This is a genomic window from Pseudomonas capsici, from assembly GCF_017165765.1.
Lineage (GTDB): Bacteria > Pseudomonadota > Gammaproteobacteria > Pseudomonadales > Pseudomonadaceae > Aquipseudomonas > Aquipseudomonas capsici.
Window position 1 is genome coordinate 21,803 of record NZ_JAFGZD010000019.1, and the last position, 19,287, is coordinate 41,089.

At 58.8% G+C, this 19,287-nt stretch carries 14 protein-coding genes; 2 read left to right on the forward strand and 12 right to left on the reverse strand.

Going from position 1 to position 19,287, the window contains the following annotated elements:
- Positions 1–15: 15 nt before the first annotated feature.
- From JSY17_RS20540 to JSY17_RS20575, 8 genes are all read right to left on the reverse strand, one after another.
- Positions 16–5,217, reverse strand: a complete 5,202-nt coding sequence (locus JSY17_RS20540; protein ID WP_206402851.1) for a deaminase domain-containing protein — start codon at positions 5,215–5,217, stop codon at positions 16–18.
- 214 nt (positions 5,218–5,431) lie between these two features.
- The gene (locus tag JSY17_RS20545; protein WP_206402850.1) at positions 5,432–6,331 is read right to left on the reverse strand and encodes a response regulator; all 900 of its coding nucleotides are present in this window, start codon (positions 6,329–6,331) and stop codon (positions 5,432–5,434) included.
- Between the two features lie 204 nt (positions 6,332–6,535).
- On the reverse strand, positions 6,536–7,297 hold the full coding sequence (phoU, locus tag JSY17_RS20550) for a phosphate signaling complex protein PhoU (protein ID WP_117167847.1): 762 nt from the start codon (positions 7,295–7,297) through the stop codon (positions 6,536–6,538).
- 70 nt (positions 7,298–7,367) lie between these two features.
- Entirely contained in the window at positions 7,368–8,201 is an 834-nt protein-coding gene (gene pstB, locus JSY17_RS20555; protein WP_117167848.1) for a phosphate ABC transporter ATP-binding protein PstB, read from the reverse strand.
- 67 nt (positions 8,202–8,268) lie between these two features.
- Entirely contained in the window at positions 8,269–9,939 is a 1,671-nt protein-coding gene (gene pstA, locus JSY17_RS20560; protein ID WP_117180651.1) for a phosphate ABC transporter permease PstA, read from the reverse strand.
- A 15-nt stretch (positions 9,940–9,954) separates the two neighbouring features.
- The gene (locus JSY17_RS20565) at positions 9,955–12,240 is read right to left on the reverse strand and encodes an ABC transporter permease subunit (protein WP_162883176.1); all 2,286 of its coding nucleotides are present in this window, start codon (positions 12,238–12,240) and stop codon (positions 9,955–9,957) included.
- 138 nt (positions 12,241–12,378) lie between these two features.
- Positions 12,379–13,377 carry a phosphate ABC transporter substrate-binding protein PstS family protein gene (locus JSY17_RS20570; RefSeq protein ID WP_117184673.1) on the reverse strand — a complete coding sequence of 333 codons (999 nt, stop codon included), beginning with the start codon at positions 13,375–13,377 and terminating at the stop codon, positions 12,379–12,381.
- Between the two features lie 160 nt (positions 13,378–13,537).
- Positions 13,538–14,827, reverse strand: a complete 1,290-nt coding sequence (locus tag JSY17_RS20575; protein ID WP_117167852.1) for an MFS transporter — start codon at positions 14,825–14,827, stop codon at positions 13,538–13,540.
- A 429-nt stretch (positions 14,828–15,256) separates the two neighbouring features.
- Between JSY17_RS20575 and JSY17_RS20580 the strand changes: the two genes are divergently transcribed.
- Entirely contained in the window at positions 15,257–15,658 is a 402-nt protein-coding gene (locus JSY17_RS20580) for an acyl-CoA thioesterase (RefSeq protein WP_117167853.1), read from the forward strand.
- Positions 15,659–15,750: 92 nt separating this feature from the next.
- Positions 15,751–16,650, forward strand: coding sequence for a D-hexose-6-phosphate mutarotase (locus tag JSY17_RS20585; protein WP_117180647.1), 900 nt, complete (start codon positions 15,751–15,753; stop codon positions 16,648–16,650).
- A gap of 9 nt (positions 16,651–16,659) precedes the next feature.
- Here JSY17_RS20585 and JSY17_RS20590 read toward each other — a convergent pair whose 3' ends face one another.
- From JSY17_RS20590 to purE, 4 genes are all read right to left on the reverse strand, one after another.
- Positions 16,660–17,193, reverse strand: a complete 534-nt coding sequence (locus JSY17_RS20590; RefSeq protein ID WP_117180681.1) for a DUF3299 domain-containing protein — start codon at positions 17,191–17,193, stop codon at positions 16,660–16,662.
- Between the two features lie 78 nt (positions 17,194–17,271).
- A complete protein-coding gene (locus JSY17_RS20595; protein WP_117167855.1) occupies positions 17,272–17,520 on the reverse strand; it encodes a GlsB/YeaQ/YmgE family stress response membrane protein in 249 nt (82 codons plus the stop codon).
- Between the two features lie 126 nt (positions 17,521–17,646).
- The gene (locus JSY17_RS20600) at positions 17,647–18,729 is read right to left on the reverse strand and encodes a 5-(carboxyamino)imidazole ribonucleotide synthase (RefSeq protein WP_117167856.1); all 1,083 of its coding nucleotides are present in this window, start codon (positions 18,727–18,729) and stop codon (positions 17,647–17,649) included.
- A 9-nt stretch (positions 18,730–18,738) separates the two neighbouring features.
- Positions 18,739–19,230 (reverse strand): 5-(carboxyamino)imidazole ribonucleotide mutase, encoded by a 492-nt coding sequence (gene purE, locus JSY17_RS20605; RefSeq protein WP_025262557.1) that lies wholly within the window; start codon positions 19,228–19,230, stop codon positions 18,739–18,741.
- Positions 19,231–19,287: the final 57 nt, after the last annotated feature.

A 19,287-nucleotide genomic window follows, 5' to 3' on the forward strand; every position in this document is an offset into this window, starting at 1 on the left:
GCAAGCCGGGATAGCTCACGAAAGCGTGTAATTCTTCAGGTAGGTCACGGAAAACAGGGCATCGGGGAAGTCCAGCTTCAAGCGCGGCAAGACAAATCCGCCACATGACCGACAGGTATCGAGCACAGTAAAAAACCTGATATGCGTCAGGCGCGTGACTGCCATGTCCTCTTTCAACACCGTCGCAATCAAGCGCTCCGCATCGAGATCACGACTGAAATTCCTGATGACGGTATGAGAGGCATCCCGGACCACCGGCAGACTCGTAAACCCCGGATCGGGCCGACGACCTGCCATGCGGGCACGGGCATCGCGGAATATGACACCATCGAGGATCTGCTCGGTGGTGTCGGCAACGTCGAGCCGCAATTTGAGGCCTCTCGCTTTCTCTCCCCCGGAAAGTGCGTAATACACCACTCGCTCTCCGGCCCCGGTATAAACCTGGGCAAAGGAAAGATTGGCTCCCTTGATCTGACTCAGGATCGCCTTTGCGGCTCTGGGAGTAACAATGCTCTGCAGATTCAGCGCCTCCCATTTGCCTTTTGAACCCGCTACCGGCAAAAGCCTGTTGAGCACCTCAATGATGTGCTGCTGTTCGGGCACGCTTCTCTGGGCAATCGTCTTGAAATCGGGAATACATTGCCGGGTCAGCTCCACGAACTTTTTCTGAACCTCTTCGCCCGCCAGGATGTTACTGGCGAACTCCAGGAGCGGGTTGTCTTCGTTGTTGCCGAGACACCACTGCACATAATCATCATAGGAGTCGATCATCTGCCCCCATGAAACCTGCCATGCATCCCGCTCGAACTCATCGAGCAGATCGAACAGCAGGCGCGCTATATTTTCCCGATCCTGCTCCATGTTCGAGCGCTCGCGTACCAGTCGATATTGCTCCGATACCCGAATGAACTCATTGATCTCATGACTGCTGGTGACGCGGGAAAACTTCAATGACCGACGCCCGTCTTCGGGCACACGGGTCTTGTAGAAAACCCCCGTGTCAGGCTCCACGAAGATCCACTCGGTATTCACAAGGCGCAGGCGCGCTCCGCGCAACGTGCGAGTGTCCTTGACGCCATGGGCTATGGCTCCGAATTCGATGGCAGGAGCGAACTCGAACACGAAGGACGTATCTTCAGAAGAGTAATTTGGCGGTATCCCCAATCGGTCGGCATCCGACAGCAAGCCCTCCAGCTCCGGCAGGTAAACCGGTATTTCAGGTAATGAAAAAAGCGCCCGCTCATCCTGAGAAAGCGGCACGACCGTCTTCCCTGCTGTGGCCTGTGTCGAGGACGTTACCCGAGAAGGCTCGGCCCACTGGCAGAACTTCCCTTCATAGACGAAGACATCGAGACTCTGCGAGGTTTCTCCGGCTCCCGTGGTCAGTCGCTCCAGAGTGAACTCGCGGGCAGCCATGGCATGGCTCGGGTATTTTCCGGTTCGCTTGGGAGAGATTGACCCCGATGGCAGAGGCTCTGGAGTCGGCGTCACGAGCCTTACACCGGTCGCGCAGGGTATCGACTCCAGATTGCGGCGCGCCCTGCACAGGTTGCCGACTTCTTCCAGCCCGTAAGCCCCATCAGAGAGCCTGCTGACCGCCAGCTTGCGCATGGCGGCATCCGGCGCGCCGGCATCGAGACGGTAACGCTCGCCGTCGACCAGAATATCGAACACACCGTCATCTCTTTCAATGAAGTGAGCATTGCAGCCCTGGCCGATACGCAGCTCGGTGAAACCATCCACTTTCGAGATGACCGGTAAAACCGTCGGATAGTGGCCAGGCACAATACCGTCGCTTGCAAGCAACACTGCAAACTCCAGAGGTTCGGTTGTCGAAACCGGTATCAGTGTTTTGCCGAATACCGCATCGAACTCGGGATCGAGCAATCTGAAATCCGGCTCCTGCGCGTTACCGACATTGCGCACGACCACGTCAGAGCGGCCATCGACGGTCGCACGCCTGTCCCGCGACTCGACCTTGGGGTGCCAGGGATGCTCCGCGCTGTCCGTTATGCGATACATGCCTTTGTCGAGGCTGATGCCGCTTTCCAGAAATCCCCGGGAAGCAAATATCTCTTTCAGCGCGGGCACCTGCTCCAGCAACCTCGACCATCCCAGCCTTCCGGCCTTGAATGCGAACCTGCCCAGATCACGCACGACAAACAGCGTGCTCTGTTCTGCCAGCCCCGCTATCAGGCGAGTCACCGCCTTGCCGGTCAGGCTGAATATCGACAGCACGCTCATTTCCCCGGCTCTCAGGACAATACGCGCCGTCGAACCGGCGAATTGCCCGGCAGGAATCAACGCGAAAGCCACCTCCATCACACAGCCGATGACGACTTCTGCAGAGTGCCTGTCATGAACCAGATCCTTGATACAGCCATAGAAGGGAATGAGCAGGCGTGCCACGGTATCGGCATATTCCCGCTCTTTGGCCCATACCTGTTCCCACTGGGTAACGTGTTCGTGTTCGGCCCTGCTTCTCTCCAGATAACTGGCGAACAGATGGCTTGCCGCGACCTGCACAAAGGCATCGAGCCTGGCCTGTTCGCTGCCGTCGGGTAGATAGATGAGTGTGGAGGCGGGAATCAGTGTTCCATGACGGGGCTGATGGTAGGTGACCGAGGAGCGCGAAGCGCTGCCCTTGAGGTAGGCGTCACTGTCGAGGGGCAGCAGTGGCGTAATCGGTGCCTTGGCAGTTTTTTCGGCATTACTACGCATTTTCTCGACCGTTTCCACGATGTTTCCGCTGAAACCGGTGTTGAGCTCGACTCTGTACTGAAAGCGCTGTTCGACTTTGCGGATGACCCCACCCGCCGGGATCAACTCATGGAAAATCTCTTCGGCCACCTTATGCTCGTGGAAGTCGGCCCGGTGATCGCCTGGCTGGCAACGAATGAACAGGCCGTGAACCCCTTCTTCGCCATCAAAGACCAACCGGCTCACTTCACAGGTGGAGTTCAACAGGGCGGTACGGTCGGCGACCTGCATCTCGGTCAAAAGGCGCTTCATGACTCTGGCTTCGGCATCGATCAGCGCTCGCCGGAATGAGTCGAAGGCACTGGCATAGGCCTGGGGAATCGGCGGCTTTCCTTTTATGTAAGCCTCTCCCATCATCACCAGTTCCACCATGGTGGCCTGTGGACGCCCCACGGCCAGCAGCCGATCAATGGAATAGGAATGCGAAATGGTAAAGCCATGCTCCTGCAATATGGGCCTGCCGAGAACCTTGATCGGGACCTCCCAGAGCTGGCGATCAACACGGGCTTCGCTCAGCATTTGCTCGGCAAGGCGCTTGCGGTCCGGCGGTGTGATGCTCAACAAGTCATTCAATTCACCCGCATGCAGCGCCTGCTGAGCCTTGAGATAGTTCAAGGCCTGCCTGACCTGAGCGGTGCTTGCCCGCTCAAGATCGTCGATATTCCATTCAATGGCGCCATGCGCAATGGCATAACGCAGGGCCGGAATGACCAGTGTTTTTGCCCACAGGGCATGCACATTGGCATCGGTTGAGCCGGTCAACCGGGCGCTGATATCGATCACATCGTCATATTGCAGCGAAAAGGAATGGCCCGGGCGCATGCTCTCGAGCAATGCCACGCCATGAATCAACGCCACGCTTTGCAGGGATCGCCCGTATTGCAAGTGATCGGGAACACCCTCCACCAGCAGATCGGGCACCGCTTCGCGTATCAACAGGTAATACAGGATTTCGAGCGTCGACGCGGACGCGCCGGGCAAGCGAGCCTTGATATCGTTGCGCACCCTTGCGCACAACTGAACATGGCTATATCCACAGACCCACGCGCCGCGCAACGTCTTTTCCAGCGGTTGGGAAAAGGCCTGCGAGGCCCCGAGAAAGTAATCGACCAGCGCGCGCCCGGCCAGGGCCTGGGTCATACGCGGCGAGGCCTGCTGGTTGTTCAGGGCTCCGTACCACTGCATGCTGTTGAGCAGCGGAGCGAACATGGACTTGAACCGGGCGGTCTGGCTCAGCGCATGCCAGGTCTGCGCGGTGCTCCAGCGCAAGTCGCCACTATCCGTACACAGCAAGCCGATGCCCAGCTCGCGGAACAGTTCATCGGCATTGCGCACCGCACTCCAGGTGTCCAGGTGCGGCACATGCACCTCCAGCATCCGTGAGGCGGGCGACGATTCACTGACCTCGGGACTGGACTTCAAAGCCGGGTCCAGCACAGTGGCCAGCGCAATGGCCGACTCGAACGTCAAACCTGCATGCTTGAAACGCAGCTCGATCGCCAGCGAGAGCGCACGCATGCCGGGAGCATCCTTGGCATTGGCGATGGCACGGGATAACCAGACTTCATCATCGGGATTCAAGGCATAAGCCACTGCCTTGCGATAGAACTCGGCCCGGCAGGCGAAAGGGGTCGGTGTCAGGAAGTCGATCTGCAAACCTGCGCAAAGCGGATCGCTCTCGGAAGTCGCCTTCAGATAGAACTCAAGCTGCCACCATGTCGCAATTTCCGCCAACTGCTGGTCGAGCGCAACCGACAGGGGGCTGTCACGGTATTCGCCTGCCGGCAACAGCCTGGAAATGGCGTCATAGACCACGCTCAGCGGCGCGCGGGCCTGTTCGTCTCTGGCGGCAGATATTCCGTTATAAAGCACACGCCCAGAACTGTGCGCGATCCACTCACCGATGGACATCAAGCGAGCGCCGCGCCTGAACTGCACCATCCACAGGCGAAGGTCTTGCGGGACTGGCGTCAACAGTCCGCCCAGCTCGGAATAATCCTTGAGATCCAGCACAACATCCTCGCCCCGATAAGGACGAAGCCCGTACAGATAGTCGTTCAGTTGCGCCTTGCCCGCTTCGGAACCGACAGTCGACTCGTCGAGCCAGGCCAGTCGGGAAAAGAACTGATGCACCAGCAAGGGCGTTACCTCGGACAGCTCCAGCGCCATCGCATCGGCACAGAGTTTCCAGGCTTTTTCGCTTTGGTAGATCAGGAACAGTTTCTGCCCCTGAGGCGCGTCGGGAGGTGCAATGTTGGCGTTCGAGAAACGGATGTCTTCCCCGAGCAGATGCTGGAGAACGATTCGGGTCACCCGAAAATGCTCTTCGGGCAAGGCCTGGGCATCGACCGTGTAATGGTCGCCGGGATTGATCCCCAGCGCGTGATGGATATTGAAAAATAATCGAGAGGAACTGATGGTTTGAATGTTCAGCGGTTGAATTGCGTTCGGCGTCATCCAGGGGGTCTCTATGCATGTTTAATGCGGCGAGACAGACTGAACAGGCAACAACCAGCCTGCGAAACCGGATACCAGGTATTCAATGCGCAGGAAAAGTCTTAAAAATCGGGAAATTTATTCAAGGAAGGATGCGGAGAGAAGAATCTGAAATACCGTCTTCGCGGATAAATCCGCTCCGACAGGAGCGAATTCATTCGCGAAGGGTCAGCAATCAGGCGCCAGGAACGAAGTGCTTCTGGGCGGTGCCGCGAGCGATCAGGCGCGACAGGTAGTCGAGCTTCTGGGCATCCTGGTCGACGAAACGGAAGGTCACTTGCAGCCATTCGCTGTCAGGCTTCTGCTCGAAGGCGACGACGGCATGCAGGTAGCCGTTCAAGCGCGCCACTTCATTGCTCTCGCCCTGTTCGAGGTCCAGCACGGCGCTGTCGAGAATCTGCGGCAGTGCGTCGGTACGACGAATCAGCAGCAAGGCTTCTTTCAGGCTCAGGGTCTTGATGACGCATGGCTGATTACCGTTGGGCAGACGCAACTGGCCTTGACCACGCCCTGCCGGTTCCGGAGCCTTGGCCACCACAGGAGGTGCCTTGGCGATACCACCTGCTGCCTGGGCAGGGGCAGGCGCGGCATTACGGACCACTTCGGCCTTGCCACCGGTCAATGCGCTCAGGGAATCATTGAGCGGAGAGTTCATGCGCGCCGGAGCACCGGACATCACCTGATCAAGCTTGCCCACCTTGGCCAGAGCCTTCTTGACCTTGGTCAGCAGCTGTTCGTTGGTAAACGGCTTGCCGACGAAATCGGTGACGCCAGCCTGGATGGCCTGGACGACGTTTTCCTTGTCGCCACGGCTGGTGACCATGATGAATGGAACGGTCTTGAGGTAATTGTCTTGCTCACGGCACCAGGCCAACAGCTCCAGGCCCGACATTTCCGGCATTTCCCAGTCGCAGAGAATCAGATCGAAGGTCTCGCGAACCAGCAACGCCTGGGCCTTGCGGCCGTTGACCGCATCCTCGGTATGGATACCGGGGAAATAATTGCGCAGCCCTTTTTTTACCAAGTCGCGGATGAAAGTCGCGTCATCCACCACCAATACACTGACTTTACTCATCGACGCTCCTGCGGGCGTGTTCACCTTGGAGGTGAATTGCGGTATGCCAACACGCCCTTTGTTTCGGCAAGCATAGCGTTGGAGGGTAGCCAACTGCCATATTGAATGACTGCGCCCAGCACTGAAGTTCGCGGGCGGTTGTAAATCTTAATCGCCTGAACGAAAAACGCCCAGCGCGTGCCGGGCGTTTTTTCGCAGGCAATCTTAATTATCGTCAGTCTTACCCGGAACATTAGAGGTTTCGCTCAGGATGCCCTGCACTTCTTCTTTCATGCGCTTGAGACCCATGTGGCGCACGTCCGTGCCGCGCACCAGATAGATCACCAGCTCGGAAATATTGCGGGCGTGGTCACCGATACGCTCCAGCGAGCGCAGGACCCAGATCACGTTCAGTACACGGGAGATCGAGCGCGGATCTTCCATCATGTAGGTCGCCAGCTCACGCAGCGCGGTCTTGTATTCGCGGTCGATGATCTTGTCGTACTGGGCAACGGACAACGCCAGCTCGGCGTCGAAACGTGCGAACGAGTCCAGCGCATCGCGAACCATGTTGCGCACCTGGTCGCCGATATGACGCACTTCCACATAACCGCGTGGCGCTTCGCCTTCTTCGCACAGCTGAATGGCACGACGGGCGATCTTGGTGGCTTCGTCACCGATACGCTCAAGGTCGATCACCGACTTGGAGATGCTGATGATCAGGCGCAGGTCGGAAGCCGCAGGCTGGCGACGGGCGAGGATGCGCAGGCATTCTTCGTCGATGTTGCGCTCCATCTGGTTGATCCGGTCGTCGACTTCCCGGACCCGCTGGGCCAGGCCCGAGTCGGCTTCGATCAGGGCCGTGACGGCATCGTTGACCTGCTTCTCGACCAGGCCACCCATTTCGAGCAAGTGGCTGCGAACTTCTTCGAGCTCGGCGTTGAACTGTTGCGAGATGTGATGTGTATGGCTGTCTTTGTGGATCATGCTGGGTGTCCTTGGAACGTCCGGTTAATTGCGAAAACGCAGCGGTGGTTCAGGGCTGACGGAGCACGTCCTAGCCGTAACGACCGGTGATGTAGTCTTCTGTCTGCTTTTTGGCCGGGTTGGTGAACAATGTATCCGTATCACCGAACTCGACGAGTTTGCCCATGTGCATAAAAGCGGTGTAATCCGAGACCCGTGCCGCCTGCTGCATGTTGTGGGTAACGATCACAATGGTGTATTTCGATTTCAGTTCGTAGATCAGCTCTTCAACTTTCAGCGTCGAAATCGGATCGAGCGCCGAACAGGGTTCGTCGAGGAGCAGGACTTCCGGCTCCACGGCGATAGTGCGGGCAATCACCAGACGCTGCTGCTGACCGCCGGACAGACCAAGCGCCGACTCATGCAGCCGGTCCTTGACCTCATCCCACAAGGCCGCACCTTTGAGCGCCCACTCGACAGCCTCATCGAGCACACGCTTCTTGTTGATCCCTTGAAGACGCAGCCCGTAGACCACGTTTTCGTAGATCGTCTTGGGGAATGGATTTGGCTTCTGGAACACCATGCCGACGCGACGGCGCAGCTCGGCGACTTCCTCGCCCTTGCTGTAGATGTTGTGGCCATAGAGATTGATGGCGCCTTCCACCCGGCAGCCATCGACCAGATCGTTCATGCGGTTGAAGGTGCGCAGCAGCGTCGACTTACCGCAACCGGACGGACCGATGAACGACGTCACCTTCTGTTTGGGAATGTTCAGGCTGACATCGAACAGCGCCTGCTTGTCACCGTAGAACAGGTTCAGGCCCGGCACTTCGATGGCGACGATTTCATCGGCCAGATGCAAACCTGACTTGTTGCGTCTCAGGGCCGACATATTGACGCCGTGGTTTGAGCCTTCGTGTTGCATGGATTGCTCCTGTGCGAACTTTTCGCATCATCGAACCGCCCTGCCTGTGCGGGGCGGTACTTTCGGATCAGTTGTCGAGCGCCTTGTACTTCTCGCGCAAATGGTTACGAATGGCGACCGCCGACAGGTTGAGCAAGGCGATCACCAGCACCAGCAGCAAGGCCGTGGCATATACCAGCGGGCGTGCAGCCTCGACATTGGGGCTCTGGAAGCCCACGTCATAAATATGGAAGCCCAGATGCATGATCTTCTGGTCCAGATGCAGATACGGATAGTTGCCATCCAGTGGCAGAGACGGGGCCAGCTTGACCACTCCCACCAGCATCAGGGGCGCAACCTCGCCTGCAGCACGGGCCACCGCCAGGATCAGGCCGGTCATCATCGCCGGGCTGGCCATGGGCAGGACGATTTTCCACAGGGTCTCGGCCTTGGTCGCACCCAGCGCCAGCGAGCCTTCACGCAGGCTCAAGGGAATCCGCGCCAGCCCTTCTTCGGTAGCCACGATCACCACCGGAACCGCCAGCAGGGCCAGGGTCAGCGACGCCCACAACAGACCGGGCGTGCCGAAAGTCGGCGCGGGCAGTGCTTCGGGGAAGAACAGATGGTCCAGAGAGCCGCCCAGCACATAGACGAAGAAACCCAGACCAAACACGCCATAGACGATGGCAGGCACCCCGGCCAGGTTGTTCACGGCAATGCGGATCAGCCGCGTGACCGTGCCCTGACGTGCGTACTCACGCAGATAGACCGCCGCCAGCACGCCAAACGGGGTCACGATCACGGCCATGATCAGCGTCATCATCACCGTGCCGAAAATGGCCGGAAAAATACCGCCTTCGGTATTGGCTTCCCGTGGGTCTTCGCTCAGGAATTCCCAGAGTTTCTTGAAGTAGAAACCGATCTTGGTAAAGAACCCCATGGCATTGGGCTGATAGGCATGCACCACTTTGCCCAGACTGATCTCCACCTCTTTGCCGTTGGCATCTCGGGCGGTCAGGCTGTCGCGGTCGAAAGCCTGATGCAGACTGCCGAGACGTTCTTCGATCACTTTATAGCGGGCATCCAGCTCAGCCCGCTCGGCAGCCATGTCCGCCTGGGCCGTCGCGTCGAGTCGACCTTCCAGCTCCAGTTTGCGGGCCTGCAGGCGCAGACGCTCGATACCGTGGTTGATGGCACCGATATCTTTCTTTTCCAGGCTGTAAAGCTCGTCGGCCAGCTTCTCGACCCGCTTGATACGCTCCTGCAGGCTCGGCCAGGCCGCTTCGCCTTCGGCCACGACAGTGCCGTTTTCCTTGACGTTGACCAGATAGCCATAGAAGTTGCCCCACTCGCGACGCTCCAGGGTCATCAGTTCGGCGGGCAGGCTCCTTTCGGTCAGCCATTCACCGACCACCCAGGTGAAATCGCTGGGGTTCAGATCACGGTTGCCGACCTTGAACAGCTCGCGGGTCATGAATTCGGGGCCGTTGTCCGGCACAGGCAGGCCTGCACCCTTGAGGCGCGCAAGCGGCACCTGTTCGTGCTCGACCCGCTCGCCGATCAGCACATGCGGTGGCTGACCAGGCACATCGTATTGCGCATACACCAGATCCGCCGGCCAGAAATGTCCCAGGCCACGCACGGCAATTACCGCCAGCAGCCCGATGGTCATGATCACCGCGATAGAAACAGCGCCCGCACTCAGCCAGACGCCGGGAGCGCCGCTTTTGAACCAGCTCTTGAGAGAGTCCCGTTTCACTAAGTTCTGCCTTCCTTAAAGCGACGAGTATTTCTTGCGCAGGCGCTGACGAATCAGCTCTGCCAGGGTGTTCATGACAAAAGTGAACACCAGCAGCACCAGCGCCGCCAGGAACAGCACTCGATAATGACTGCCTCCCACTTCCGACTCCGGCATCTCCACAGCGACGTTGGCCGCCAGGGTGCGCATGCCCTCGAACAGGTTCATGTCCATGATCGGCGTGTTACCGGTGGCCATCAGCACAATCATGGTTTCACCCACGGCACGCCCCATGCCGATCATCAACGCCGAGAAGATGCCGGGGCTGGCGGTCAGGATCACCACACGAGTGAGGGTCTGCCAGGGAGTCGCGCCAAGGGCCAGCGAACCGAGGGTCAGGCTGCGCGGCACGCTGAACACCGCATCTTCGGCAATCGAATAGATATTGGGGATGACCGCAAAGCCCATGGCGATACCCACGACCAGTGCATTGCGCTGATCGTAGGTGATGCCCAGGTCATTGCTGATCCACATGCGCATGTCGCCGCCGAAGAACCAGTTTTCCAGATGCGGGCTCATACCCAGGGAGAACCAGCCCACCAGCACCACCACCGGCAGCAGAATCGCGCTTTCCCAGCCATCGGGGACGCGCAGGCGAATCGACTCGGGCAGGCGCGTCCACAAAAAGCCCGCCAGCAGGATGCCGATGGGCGTCAACAGCAGCAGGCTGAAGATGCCGGGCAAATGGCCTTCCAGGTAAGGTGCCAGGAACAGGCCGGCAAAGAAGCCGAGGATCACCGTCGGCATCGCTTCCATCAGCTCGATGACCGGCTTGACCTTGCGGCGCATGCCCGGTGCCATGAAGTAAGCAGTGTAGATCGCAGCAGCAATGGCCAGCGGTGCGGCCAGGATCATGGCGTAGAACGCGGCTTTCAGTGTGCCGTAGGTCAGCGGTGCAAGGCTCAGCTTGGGCTCGAAATCGCTGTTGGATGCCGTGGACTGCCAGACATACTGAGGCGCATCGTAGTTTTCGTACCAGACCTTGCCCCACAGCGAACTCCAGGACACTTCCGGATGCGGGTTATCCAGCGTCATGGGCAGCAGCAGGCCTGAACTCTCGACCAGAATCTGGTTGGCCCGTGGCGACAGTGCCAGGATGCCCGAGCCTTCAACCACCTGATCGACCAGCAAGGTGCGATGTGCCGTGCTGTGGAACACCCCAAGCTTGCCCGAAGCATCCAGAGCGATGAAGCCCTTGCGGCGTTGCTCGGCCCTGATCTGCACGATCGGCGCGTGGCTCATCTTGAAGTCGCGAACGCGCATGAAGCGCTGTTCGCCATCGGTGTCACGGGCCATGAACCACTGGCTCATGCTGCCCTTGGAGTTACCGATGATCAGTGAAATGCCGCCCACCAACTGGGCGCTGGCGGTAATTTCCGCGTTGCCGTCTTCCAGCAGCTTGTAACGACCATTGAGGGTGCGGTCACGCAGGCTGAACACATCGGCCTGGGCACGGCCGTTGATCACATACAACCATTGCTGGCGAGGATCGATATAAATGGCTTTGACGGCGGCGGACATCTGCGGCAGATCGATGCGGCTCTGCTCGCGGGTCATCTCGCCCGTCATCATGTTCTCGGTCTGCTCCAGCGCCAGAACGTGCAGCTGGGTTCCGGTAGAGCCTGCCACCTTGAGGTTGTCGCCACTGGCGCTGACGGTAACGTACTCCACCGGCCGGCCCTGATCGTCCAGCACCAGCGGGGTCTCGCCGTAAGGCCAGGCAATGCTCGGCGTGATGGTTTTCCTGTTGTCCGGGTAAGTTGTCTGGTAGGCATGCTTGAAGATCAGCACCTGACCATTGGACAGGCCCAGGGCAATCAGCGGCGCGCCGGGCTGATCCTTGCCGATCGACGCAACGCTCACTCCGGCCGGCAGCGGCAGGCTGATGCGCTGCAGCTCGCTGCCTTCCTTGATATCGAAGAAGATCACTTCACCCTTGTCGGAAATCCGCATGCCGATCTGGTTCTGTTCTTCGATGGTAATCATCAGCGGCTTGCCGGCGTCCTGCATCCAGGTAGCGTTCAGCGGCGTCTTGACGCTCAGGCTGGCCCCTTTGAACAGCGGCGCGACAACATAGGCGAGGTAGAAAAAGATCAGCGTGATAGCCGCCAGCACGGCAAGCCCACCGACGGCGACATACCAGCGGGTCAGGCGGTCCTTGAAGGCACGAACACGGCGTTTGCGCAGCATCTCGGGCGTATTGAAATCAATGCGCGCTGGAGGTGAACTCTGATTCATTCTCGACTTAGCCAGATCATTCATGCGCGCACACCGTAACGGCCTTGTATGACAAAAACATTACAGTAAGGTGACGCAAAAAAGCCCGCCACCCAGGAAAGCCGGCAGCGGACTGTTCAATTGATTGCGAGGCCAATCCTTCAGCCTCCCCTCATGCTGCTGTTATTTCGAGGCGACACCCGAGGTACCTTGCAGGCCCAGATCGGCCAATGCCTTTTCCACTACACGGGACGGCAACGGAATGTAACCGTCCTTCATCACCACTTCCTGGCCCTGCCTGGACAGCACCAGCTTCAGAAATTCGGCTTCCAGTGGTGCCAGAGGCTTGTTCGGCGCCTTGTTCACATAAACGTAGAGGAAGCGCGACAACGGGTAAGTGCCGTTCAAGGCGTTGGCTTCATTGTCCTCGACGAACTCCGTGCCTTCTTTCTTGGCCAGCGGTACAGTCTTGACGCTGGAAGTCTTGTAGCCGATACCCGAATAACCAATGCCGTTCAGCGAACTGCTGATGGAACTGACCACCGAAGCCGAACCCGGCTGCTCGTTGACGTTGGCCTTGAAGTCGCCTTTGCACAGCGCCTCTTCCTTGAAGTAGCCATACGTGCCGGACACCGAGTTGCGACCAAACAACTGGATCGGCTTGCTCGCCAGGTCACCGGTCACGCCGACATCGCCCCAGGTTTTGGCATCGGCCTTGGCACCGCACAGGCGGGTTACGGAAAAGATCGCGTCCACCTGCTGCATGGTCAGGCCCTTGATCGGGTTGTCCTTGTGTACGAACACGGCCAGGGCATCCACGGCGACCGGAATGGCCGTCGGCTTGTAACCGTGCTTCAACTCAAATGCCGACAGTTCGCCATCCTTCATCTTGCGGCTCATCGGCCCGAGGTTGGCAGTGCCCTCCGTCAGGGCTGGCGGTGCAGTGGAGGAACCGGCGGCCTGAATCTGAATGTTCACGCTCGGGTATTCTTTCTTGTAGGCCTCGGCCCACAGAGTCATCAGGTTTGCCAGGGTATCGGAACCCACACTGGAGAGGTTTCCGGAGACACCCGTGGTTTTTGCGTAAGGCTTGATCGCAGGGTCAACGGCAGCGAAGGAATTGGCTGCCGCAACTCCAGCGGCAACGAATGTCAATGCGGTCATCCAGCTCTTGAGGGTCATGCCTTGCGCTCCTGCAGGGTATGTAGAGGTTCTGCGACCTGCCATCGTGGAGGGTCGTATGAATACTCTATGAATTGATTGTGACAATAAGATGAAAAGGCCGTCCCCCTTTCGGGATGACAGCCTTTATCACAAGACAAAATGCTGCAGCGCGAGGCAATCAGCGCTTTCTGGAGAGCAGATACAGACCCAGCGCCATGCCCAGACCACTCAATGCCGCCACGTACCAGGCCGGCGCCATCGGGCTGCTCTTGAGCATGAGAGTCACGACCATCGGGGTCAGACCGCCGAAGATCGCATACGCCACGTTGTAGGAAAACGACAGTCCCGAGAAACGCACCACAGGCGGGAATGCCTTGACCATCACGTACGGCACTGCGCCGATGGTACCGACGAACAGACCGGTCACGGCATACAGCGGGAACAGCCAGTCAGGATGTGCGGCCAGCACGTGGTAGAAAGTCCAGGAACTGATCAGCAGACCTGCGCTGCCCAGCAGCAATACCAGGCCAGCGCCGATACGATCCGCCAGCGCGCCTGCACCGATGCAACCCAGGCTCAGAAGGACGATAGCCAGGCTGTTGGCCTTCAAGGCAGTGGCTGCCGGAAAGTCGTATTTGGTCTGCAGCAGGGTCGGCGTCATCAGAATCACGACGATGATCCCGGCCGACAGCAGCCAGGTCAGCAACATCGACAGCACCACGGCACCGCGATGATCACGCAGCACGCCCTTGAGCGGCAGCTCTTCGGCCAGCGCCTTGCGCTGCTGCAATTCGGCAAACACCGGGGTTTCGTGCAGCAGGCGACGCAGGTAGACCGACATCAGGCCGAACACGCCGCCCAGCAGGAAAGGAATACGCCATGCGTAGTCGGAAACCTCGACCGGCGTGTAGATGCTGTTGATCACCGTCGCAACCAGCGAGCCGATCAGGATGCCCGCCGTCAGGCCGGCGGTCAGCGTTCCACAGGCATATCCGACATAACGGGCCGGAACGTGCTCGGACACGAATACCCAGGCACCCGGCACTTCACCGCCAATCGCAGCACCTTGAATGACGCGCATCAACAGCAGCAGGATCGGTGCCCACATACCGATCTGCGCATAGGTTGGCAGCAGACCCATGATCAGGGTCGGCACGGCCATCATAAGAATGCTCAGGGTGAACATTTTCTTGCGGCCCAGCAGGTCACCGAAATGCGCCATGATGATGCCGCCCAGAGGTCTTGCCAGATAACCCGCGGCGAAAATGCCGAAGGTCTGCATCATGCGCAGCCAGTCGGGCATGTCTGCCGGGAAGAACAGCTTCCCGACCACCGCCGCGAAGAAAACGAAAATGATGAAGTCGTAAAACTCCAGCGCCCCACCCAGGGCTGAAAGCGACAGGGTTCTGTAGTCGCTGCGGGTCAAGGGCCGCGCTGACTTCGCGGAATCTAAAGGTACGGATGACATGACAAGGCTTCTCTTTGGGCTTTTCTTTGAATGAGCTAACGACAGCTACGCTGGCTGCGGCGGGGTGGCGTGCAGAAGCGATTGTCCAGGGCAATTGTGCAGATAGGCACCAAAATTGCGTGTACAGGCAGTCTTGTCACCTGTAGAGGTCAGGCAAGATAGCAAATTGTTTCAAAAAACACCCTAGTAGAAGCAGCACCTGTAAAAAGAAAGCCCAATGGTCGTGCTGTGACGCAACGCCCGATATACTCGCAGACCGTCACGCGCATTGGGAAACTGCGCAAAAACCTCTTTAGCCAGCGGCTTTCGCAGAGTTTCCCTTTTGGCGCCATGAGTCGGCTGAACACATAATGTTCATCCGCGTAGTTTTGAATGGCACCTGTCAACCGCGGTAAAAAATGAGAGTCATGGGTCAGAGGCACCCTAGGCATGATTGAGCTCGAACAAGAAGATCCAACCCCACAAGGCGACCTGGCCTTGCAAATTACAGCCCTGCCCCGTGAAACCAATGGTTTCGGCGATATCTTTGGTGGCTGGCTGGTTTCACAGATGGACCTGGCAGGCACCGCCATGGCCAGCAAGATCGCCGGCGGACGTGTCGCCACCGTTGCGATCGACCGCATGGCATTCCTGGTTCCGGTCGCTGTTGGCGAACAGCTTTCCTTCTATACCCGGACCCTGGAAGTTGGCCGTACCTCGATCAAGATGATGGTCGAAGTCTGGAGCGACGATCCGATGACCAGCGAATGGCGCAAGGTCACCGAAGCCGCCTTCGTCTTCGTCGCCATCGACGGCAGCGGCCGGACACGTTCGGTTCCGGCACGACGTTAATTGTCGTTCGGGCAAAGACCGGCCGGTTAGAGCTAAACTCCTCGACCTTGAAAGCGTCTATTCATGTCACGGTCATTGAGTGAGAACTTCGCATGCCAACACCGCAGGTTGAATCCGTAAAATACGACGAGCTGAATTGCTGGCGTATCCGTCATGGCGATGCAGAGCTGCTGGTTGCCCAGCAAGGCGCGCATATCCTCAGTTACCAGGTCGCAGGCCAGGAGCCTCTGGTCTGGCTCAATGATGGTGCGCTATTCAAGCAAGGCAAGCCGATTCGTGCCGGCATTCCGGTTTGCTGGCCATGGTTCGGCAGCCTGGAGCGCAACCCGCAAAGCGTGCAGGCGATGCGCCAGAGCAGCGAGCCTGCAAAAGCCCACGGGGAAGCCCGGACTCTGGACTGGGAACTGCTGGGGATTGGCGAAGATGGCGATGCGCTGCTGGTGGAGTTCGTCCTGCCACAGGCTGAAGGTCATTTACCCGGCTGGCCGCACAACGTAGCCCTGAAACTCAGCATCCGCCTGGACCACGCACTCAATGTCAGCCTGGTCAGCTATAACAGCGGGAGCGAAACCGTCAGCTTCAGCCAGGCTCTGCACACCTACTTCGCCATCAGCGATATTCACCAGATCCGCATCGAAGGGCTCGATGGCCTGCGCTATATCGAAACCCTGGAAAACTGGGAAGAACGCCAGCAAAGCGGTGACCTGACCTTCAGTGGCGAAACCGACCGCATTTACCAGGACACGCCGCCATTGCTCAGCATTGTCGATCCGCAGTGGAACCGCCGGATTCACATCCAGACCAGCGGCTCGAAATCCGCCGTCCTGTGGAACCCGTGGATCGAAAGGACCAGCAAGCTCGTCGACATGAAGCCCGATGGCTGGCAGCGCATGGTATGCGTCGAAACCGCCAACGTGCTGGACGATGTGGTGAATCTGGCGCCTCAGGACATGCATGTCCTGGGGATCAGTATCTGGAGTGAGGCACTCTGAAACCCGGCATCAGAGGTCCGAGTCGACCACGACCCGGACCTTTGAAGCATCCATCGCATAGGCCGCATCGGCCAGATCGTTACTGACCTTCTCAATCTTCAGGGTACCCACTACCCACAAGGGTGTGTAGATATCATCCAGTTTCAGGCCTTTGGGGTAACGAACCAGCACCAGTTGGTTCGGAGGTGGTGGCGGCACATGGATGCAGGCACCCGGATAGGGGACGAGAAAGAATAAAGTGCTATGGCCTTTGGCGTCGGTTTCCAGCGGCACCGGATAACCGCCGAGGCGGATCGTCTTGCCGTTCATGTCGGCCACGGTCTTGGTCGAATACATGACGGCAGGCAAGCCTTTGCTCTGCTTCAAACCACCCTTGCTGTCGAAGGTCCCCATGGCTTCGGGAGAGTCATGGCTGATCTCGGGCATGGCTTCGAGGGCTTTCTGGTCCGACTTGGGCATGAGTTCAAGCCAGTCGGTCTCGGGAATCTCGGCATGCACGAGCCCGGATACCAGTAACAGGGTCATCAACAGAAAACGACGCATCATAAAGCTCGGCAAAGGCAGGAAAGACTGCCGCGCATTCTAGCCCTCTGCGCATTGCAGAGGGCCATTAAATGAAGATCAGCTCTTCTTTTTAATCATGCCGTAGATAAACAGCAGAATGATTGCACCGACCAGCGCGCCCAGGAAACCTGCACCCTCACCCGCCTGATAGATACCCAGCGCCTGACCGCCATAGGTCGCAGCCAGAGAGCCGCCGATACCCAGCAGGATGGTCATGATCCAGCCCATGCTGTCATCGCCCGGCTTGAGAAAACGCGCCAGCAGACCGACGATCAAGCCGATAAAGATGGTGCCAATGATGCCCATGTCATTTCCCCCGATGTGTTGGACATGCCAAAGCCGATTGCAGCCTTGGCTTACTGCTATCTGAGAACAAGGGGACAGGATTGGTTCCGGGCCCCTTGAAAACAAAGGGCCGGGAATCGGAGGCAATCAGTTTTGAATCAGTGCCTCGACCAGCTTGACCTGACGGTCCAGGGTCGCACGATCGGCGCTGCGCACGGTGGCATGACCCACCTTGCGACCGGCCTTGAAGGCCTTGCCGTAGTGATGCAGATGGCAGTCATCGATGGCGATGACCTTGTCCACAGCGGGGACTTCGCCGATGAAGTTCAGCATGGCGCTCTCACCGACCTTGGCCGTGGAACCCAGTGGCAGACCGGCAACCGCCCGCAGGTGGTTCTCGAACTGGCTGCACTCGGCACCTTCGGTGGTCCAGTGACCGGAGTTGTGCACACGCGGCGCGATTTCATTGGCTTTCAGGCCGCCATCGACTTCAAAGAACTCGAAGGCCAGCACGCCAACGTAATCGAGCTGCTTCAGAACCCGACCGACGTAATCTTCGGCCAGCGCCTGCAGCGGGTGATCGGTACTGGCGATGGAGATGCGCAGGATGCCGTTCTCGTGGGTGTTATGCACCAGCGGGTAGAAACGTGTTTCACCATCGCGGGCACGCACGGCAATCAGCGAAACCTCACCGGTGAAGGGTACGAAGCCTTCCAGCAGGCAAGGCACGCTGCCCAGTTCGGCAAAGGTATCGACCACATCGGCAGCCGTGCGCAGGACTTTCTGACCCTTGCCGTCGTAACCCAGGGTGCGGGTTTTCAGCACGGCGGGCAGGCCGATACTGGCCACGGCTGCGTCCAGATCGGACTGCGACTGGACATCCGCGAACGCAGGCGTCGGGATGCCCAGGTCCTTGAACATGCTTTTCTCGAACCAGCGATCGCGAGCGATGCGCAGGGCGTCGGCGCTCGGATAGACCGGCACGAACTGCGACAGGAACGCCACGGTTTCGGCGGGTACGCTTTCAAACTCGAACGTCACCAGATCGACTTCATCGGCCAACTGACGCAGGTGATCCAGATCGCCGTAATCGGCACGCAGATGCTCGCCCAACGCGGCAGCGCAGGCATCCGGTGCGGGGTCGAGAAAGGCGAAGTTCATACCCAGCGGCGTACCTGCCAAAGCCAACATGCGGCCCAGCTGGCCGCCACCGATTACACCGATCTTCATGGAAAAACCTCAGGCGTGGCGCGGGTCTGGATTGTCCAGCACGCTGTCTGTCTGCTCAGTGCGGAACTTCTTCAGCACTGCATGGAATTGAGGATGCTTGGCGCCCAGGATACTGGCGGACAGCAGAGCGGCGTTGATCGCGCCTGCCTTGCCGATGGCCAGGGTCGCTACAGGAATGCCTGCCGGCATCTGCACGATGGACAGCAGGGAATCGACGCCCGACAGCATCGAGGACTGAACCGGAACGCCCAGTACCGGCAAGTGCGTCTTGGCAGCACACATGCCCGGCAAGTGAGCTGCACCGCCAGCACCGGCGATGATCACTTCGATACCACGGCCTTCGGCTTCTTCAGCGTACTGAAAAAGCAGATCCGGCGTCCGGTGGGCAGACACCACCTTGACTTCATAAGGGATGCCGAGCTTTTCCAGCATATCGGCGGTGTGGCTAAGGGTGGACCAATCGGACTTGGAGCCCATGATCACGCCAACCAGTGCGCTCATCGTCGTGCCTCTCATCGGGCGCCCGCAGGCGCGTCTAAAAACAACAAGCCACGCGGG

Excerpts from the sequence above, each read along its gene's own strand:
- JSY17_RS20540 (WP_206402851.1), bottom strand. The coding sequence starts at position 5,217 with ATGACGCCGAACGCAATTCAACCGCTGAACATTCAAACCATCAGTTCC.
- JSY17_RS20545 (WP_206402850.1), bottom strand. The coding sequence starts at position 6,331 with ATGAGTAAAGTCAGTGTATTGGTGGTGGATGACGCGACTTTCATCCGC.
- phoU (WP_117167847.1), bottom strand. The coding sequence starts at position 7,297 with ATGATCCACAAAGACAGCCATACACATCACATCTCGCAACAGTTCAAC.
- pstB (WP_117167848.1), bottom strand. The coding sequence starts at position 8,201 with ATGCAACACGAAGGCTCAAACCACGGCGTCAATATGTCGGCCCTGAGA.
- JSY17_RS20565 (WP_162883176.1), bottom strand. The coding sequence starts at position 12,240 with ATGAATGATCTGGCTAAGTCGAGAATGAATCAGAGTTCACCTCCAGCG.
- JSY17_RS20570 (WP_117184673.1), bottom strand. The coding sequence starts at position 13,377 with ATGACCCTCAAGAGCTGGATGACCGCATTGACATTCGTTGCCGCTGGA.
- JSY17_RS20575 (WP_117167852.1), bottom strand. The coding sequence starts at position 14,827 with ATGTCATCCGTACCTTTAGATTCCGCGAAGTCAGCGCGGCCCTTGACC.
- JSY17_RS20580 (WP_117167853.1), top strand. The coding sequence starts at position 15,257 with ATGATTGAGCTCGAACAAGAAGATCCAACCCCACAAGGCGACCTGGCC.
- JSY17_RS20585 (WP_117180647.1), top strand. The coding sequence starts at position 15,751 with ATGCCAACACCGCAGGTTGAATCCGTAAAATACGACGAGCTGAATTGC.
- JSY17_RS20590 (WP_117180681.1), bottom strand. The coding sequence starts at position 17,193 with ATGCGTCGTTTTCTGTTGATGACCCTGTTACTGGTATCCGGGCTCGTG.
- JSY17_RS20595 (WP_117167855.1), bottom strand. The coding sequence starts at position 17,520 with ATGGGCATCATTGGCACCATCTTTATCGGCTTGATCGTCGGTCTGCTG.
- JSY17_RS20600 (WP_117167856.1), bottom strand. The coding sequence starts at position 18,729 with ATGAAGATCGGTGTAATCGGTGGCGGCCAGCTGGGCCGCATGTTGGCT.
- purE (WP_025262557.1), bottom strand. The coding sequence starts at position 19,230 with ATGAGCGCACTGGTTGGCGTGATCATGGGCTCCAAGTCCGATTGGTCC.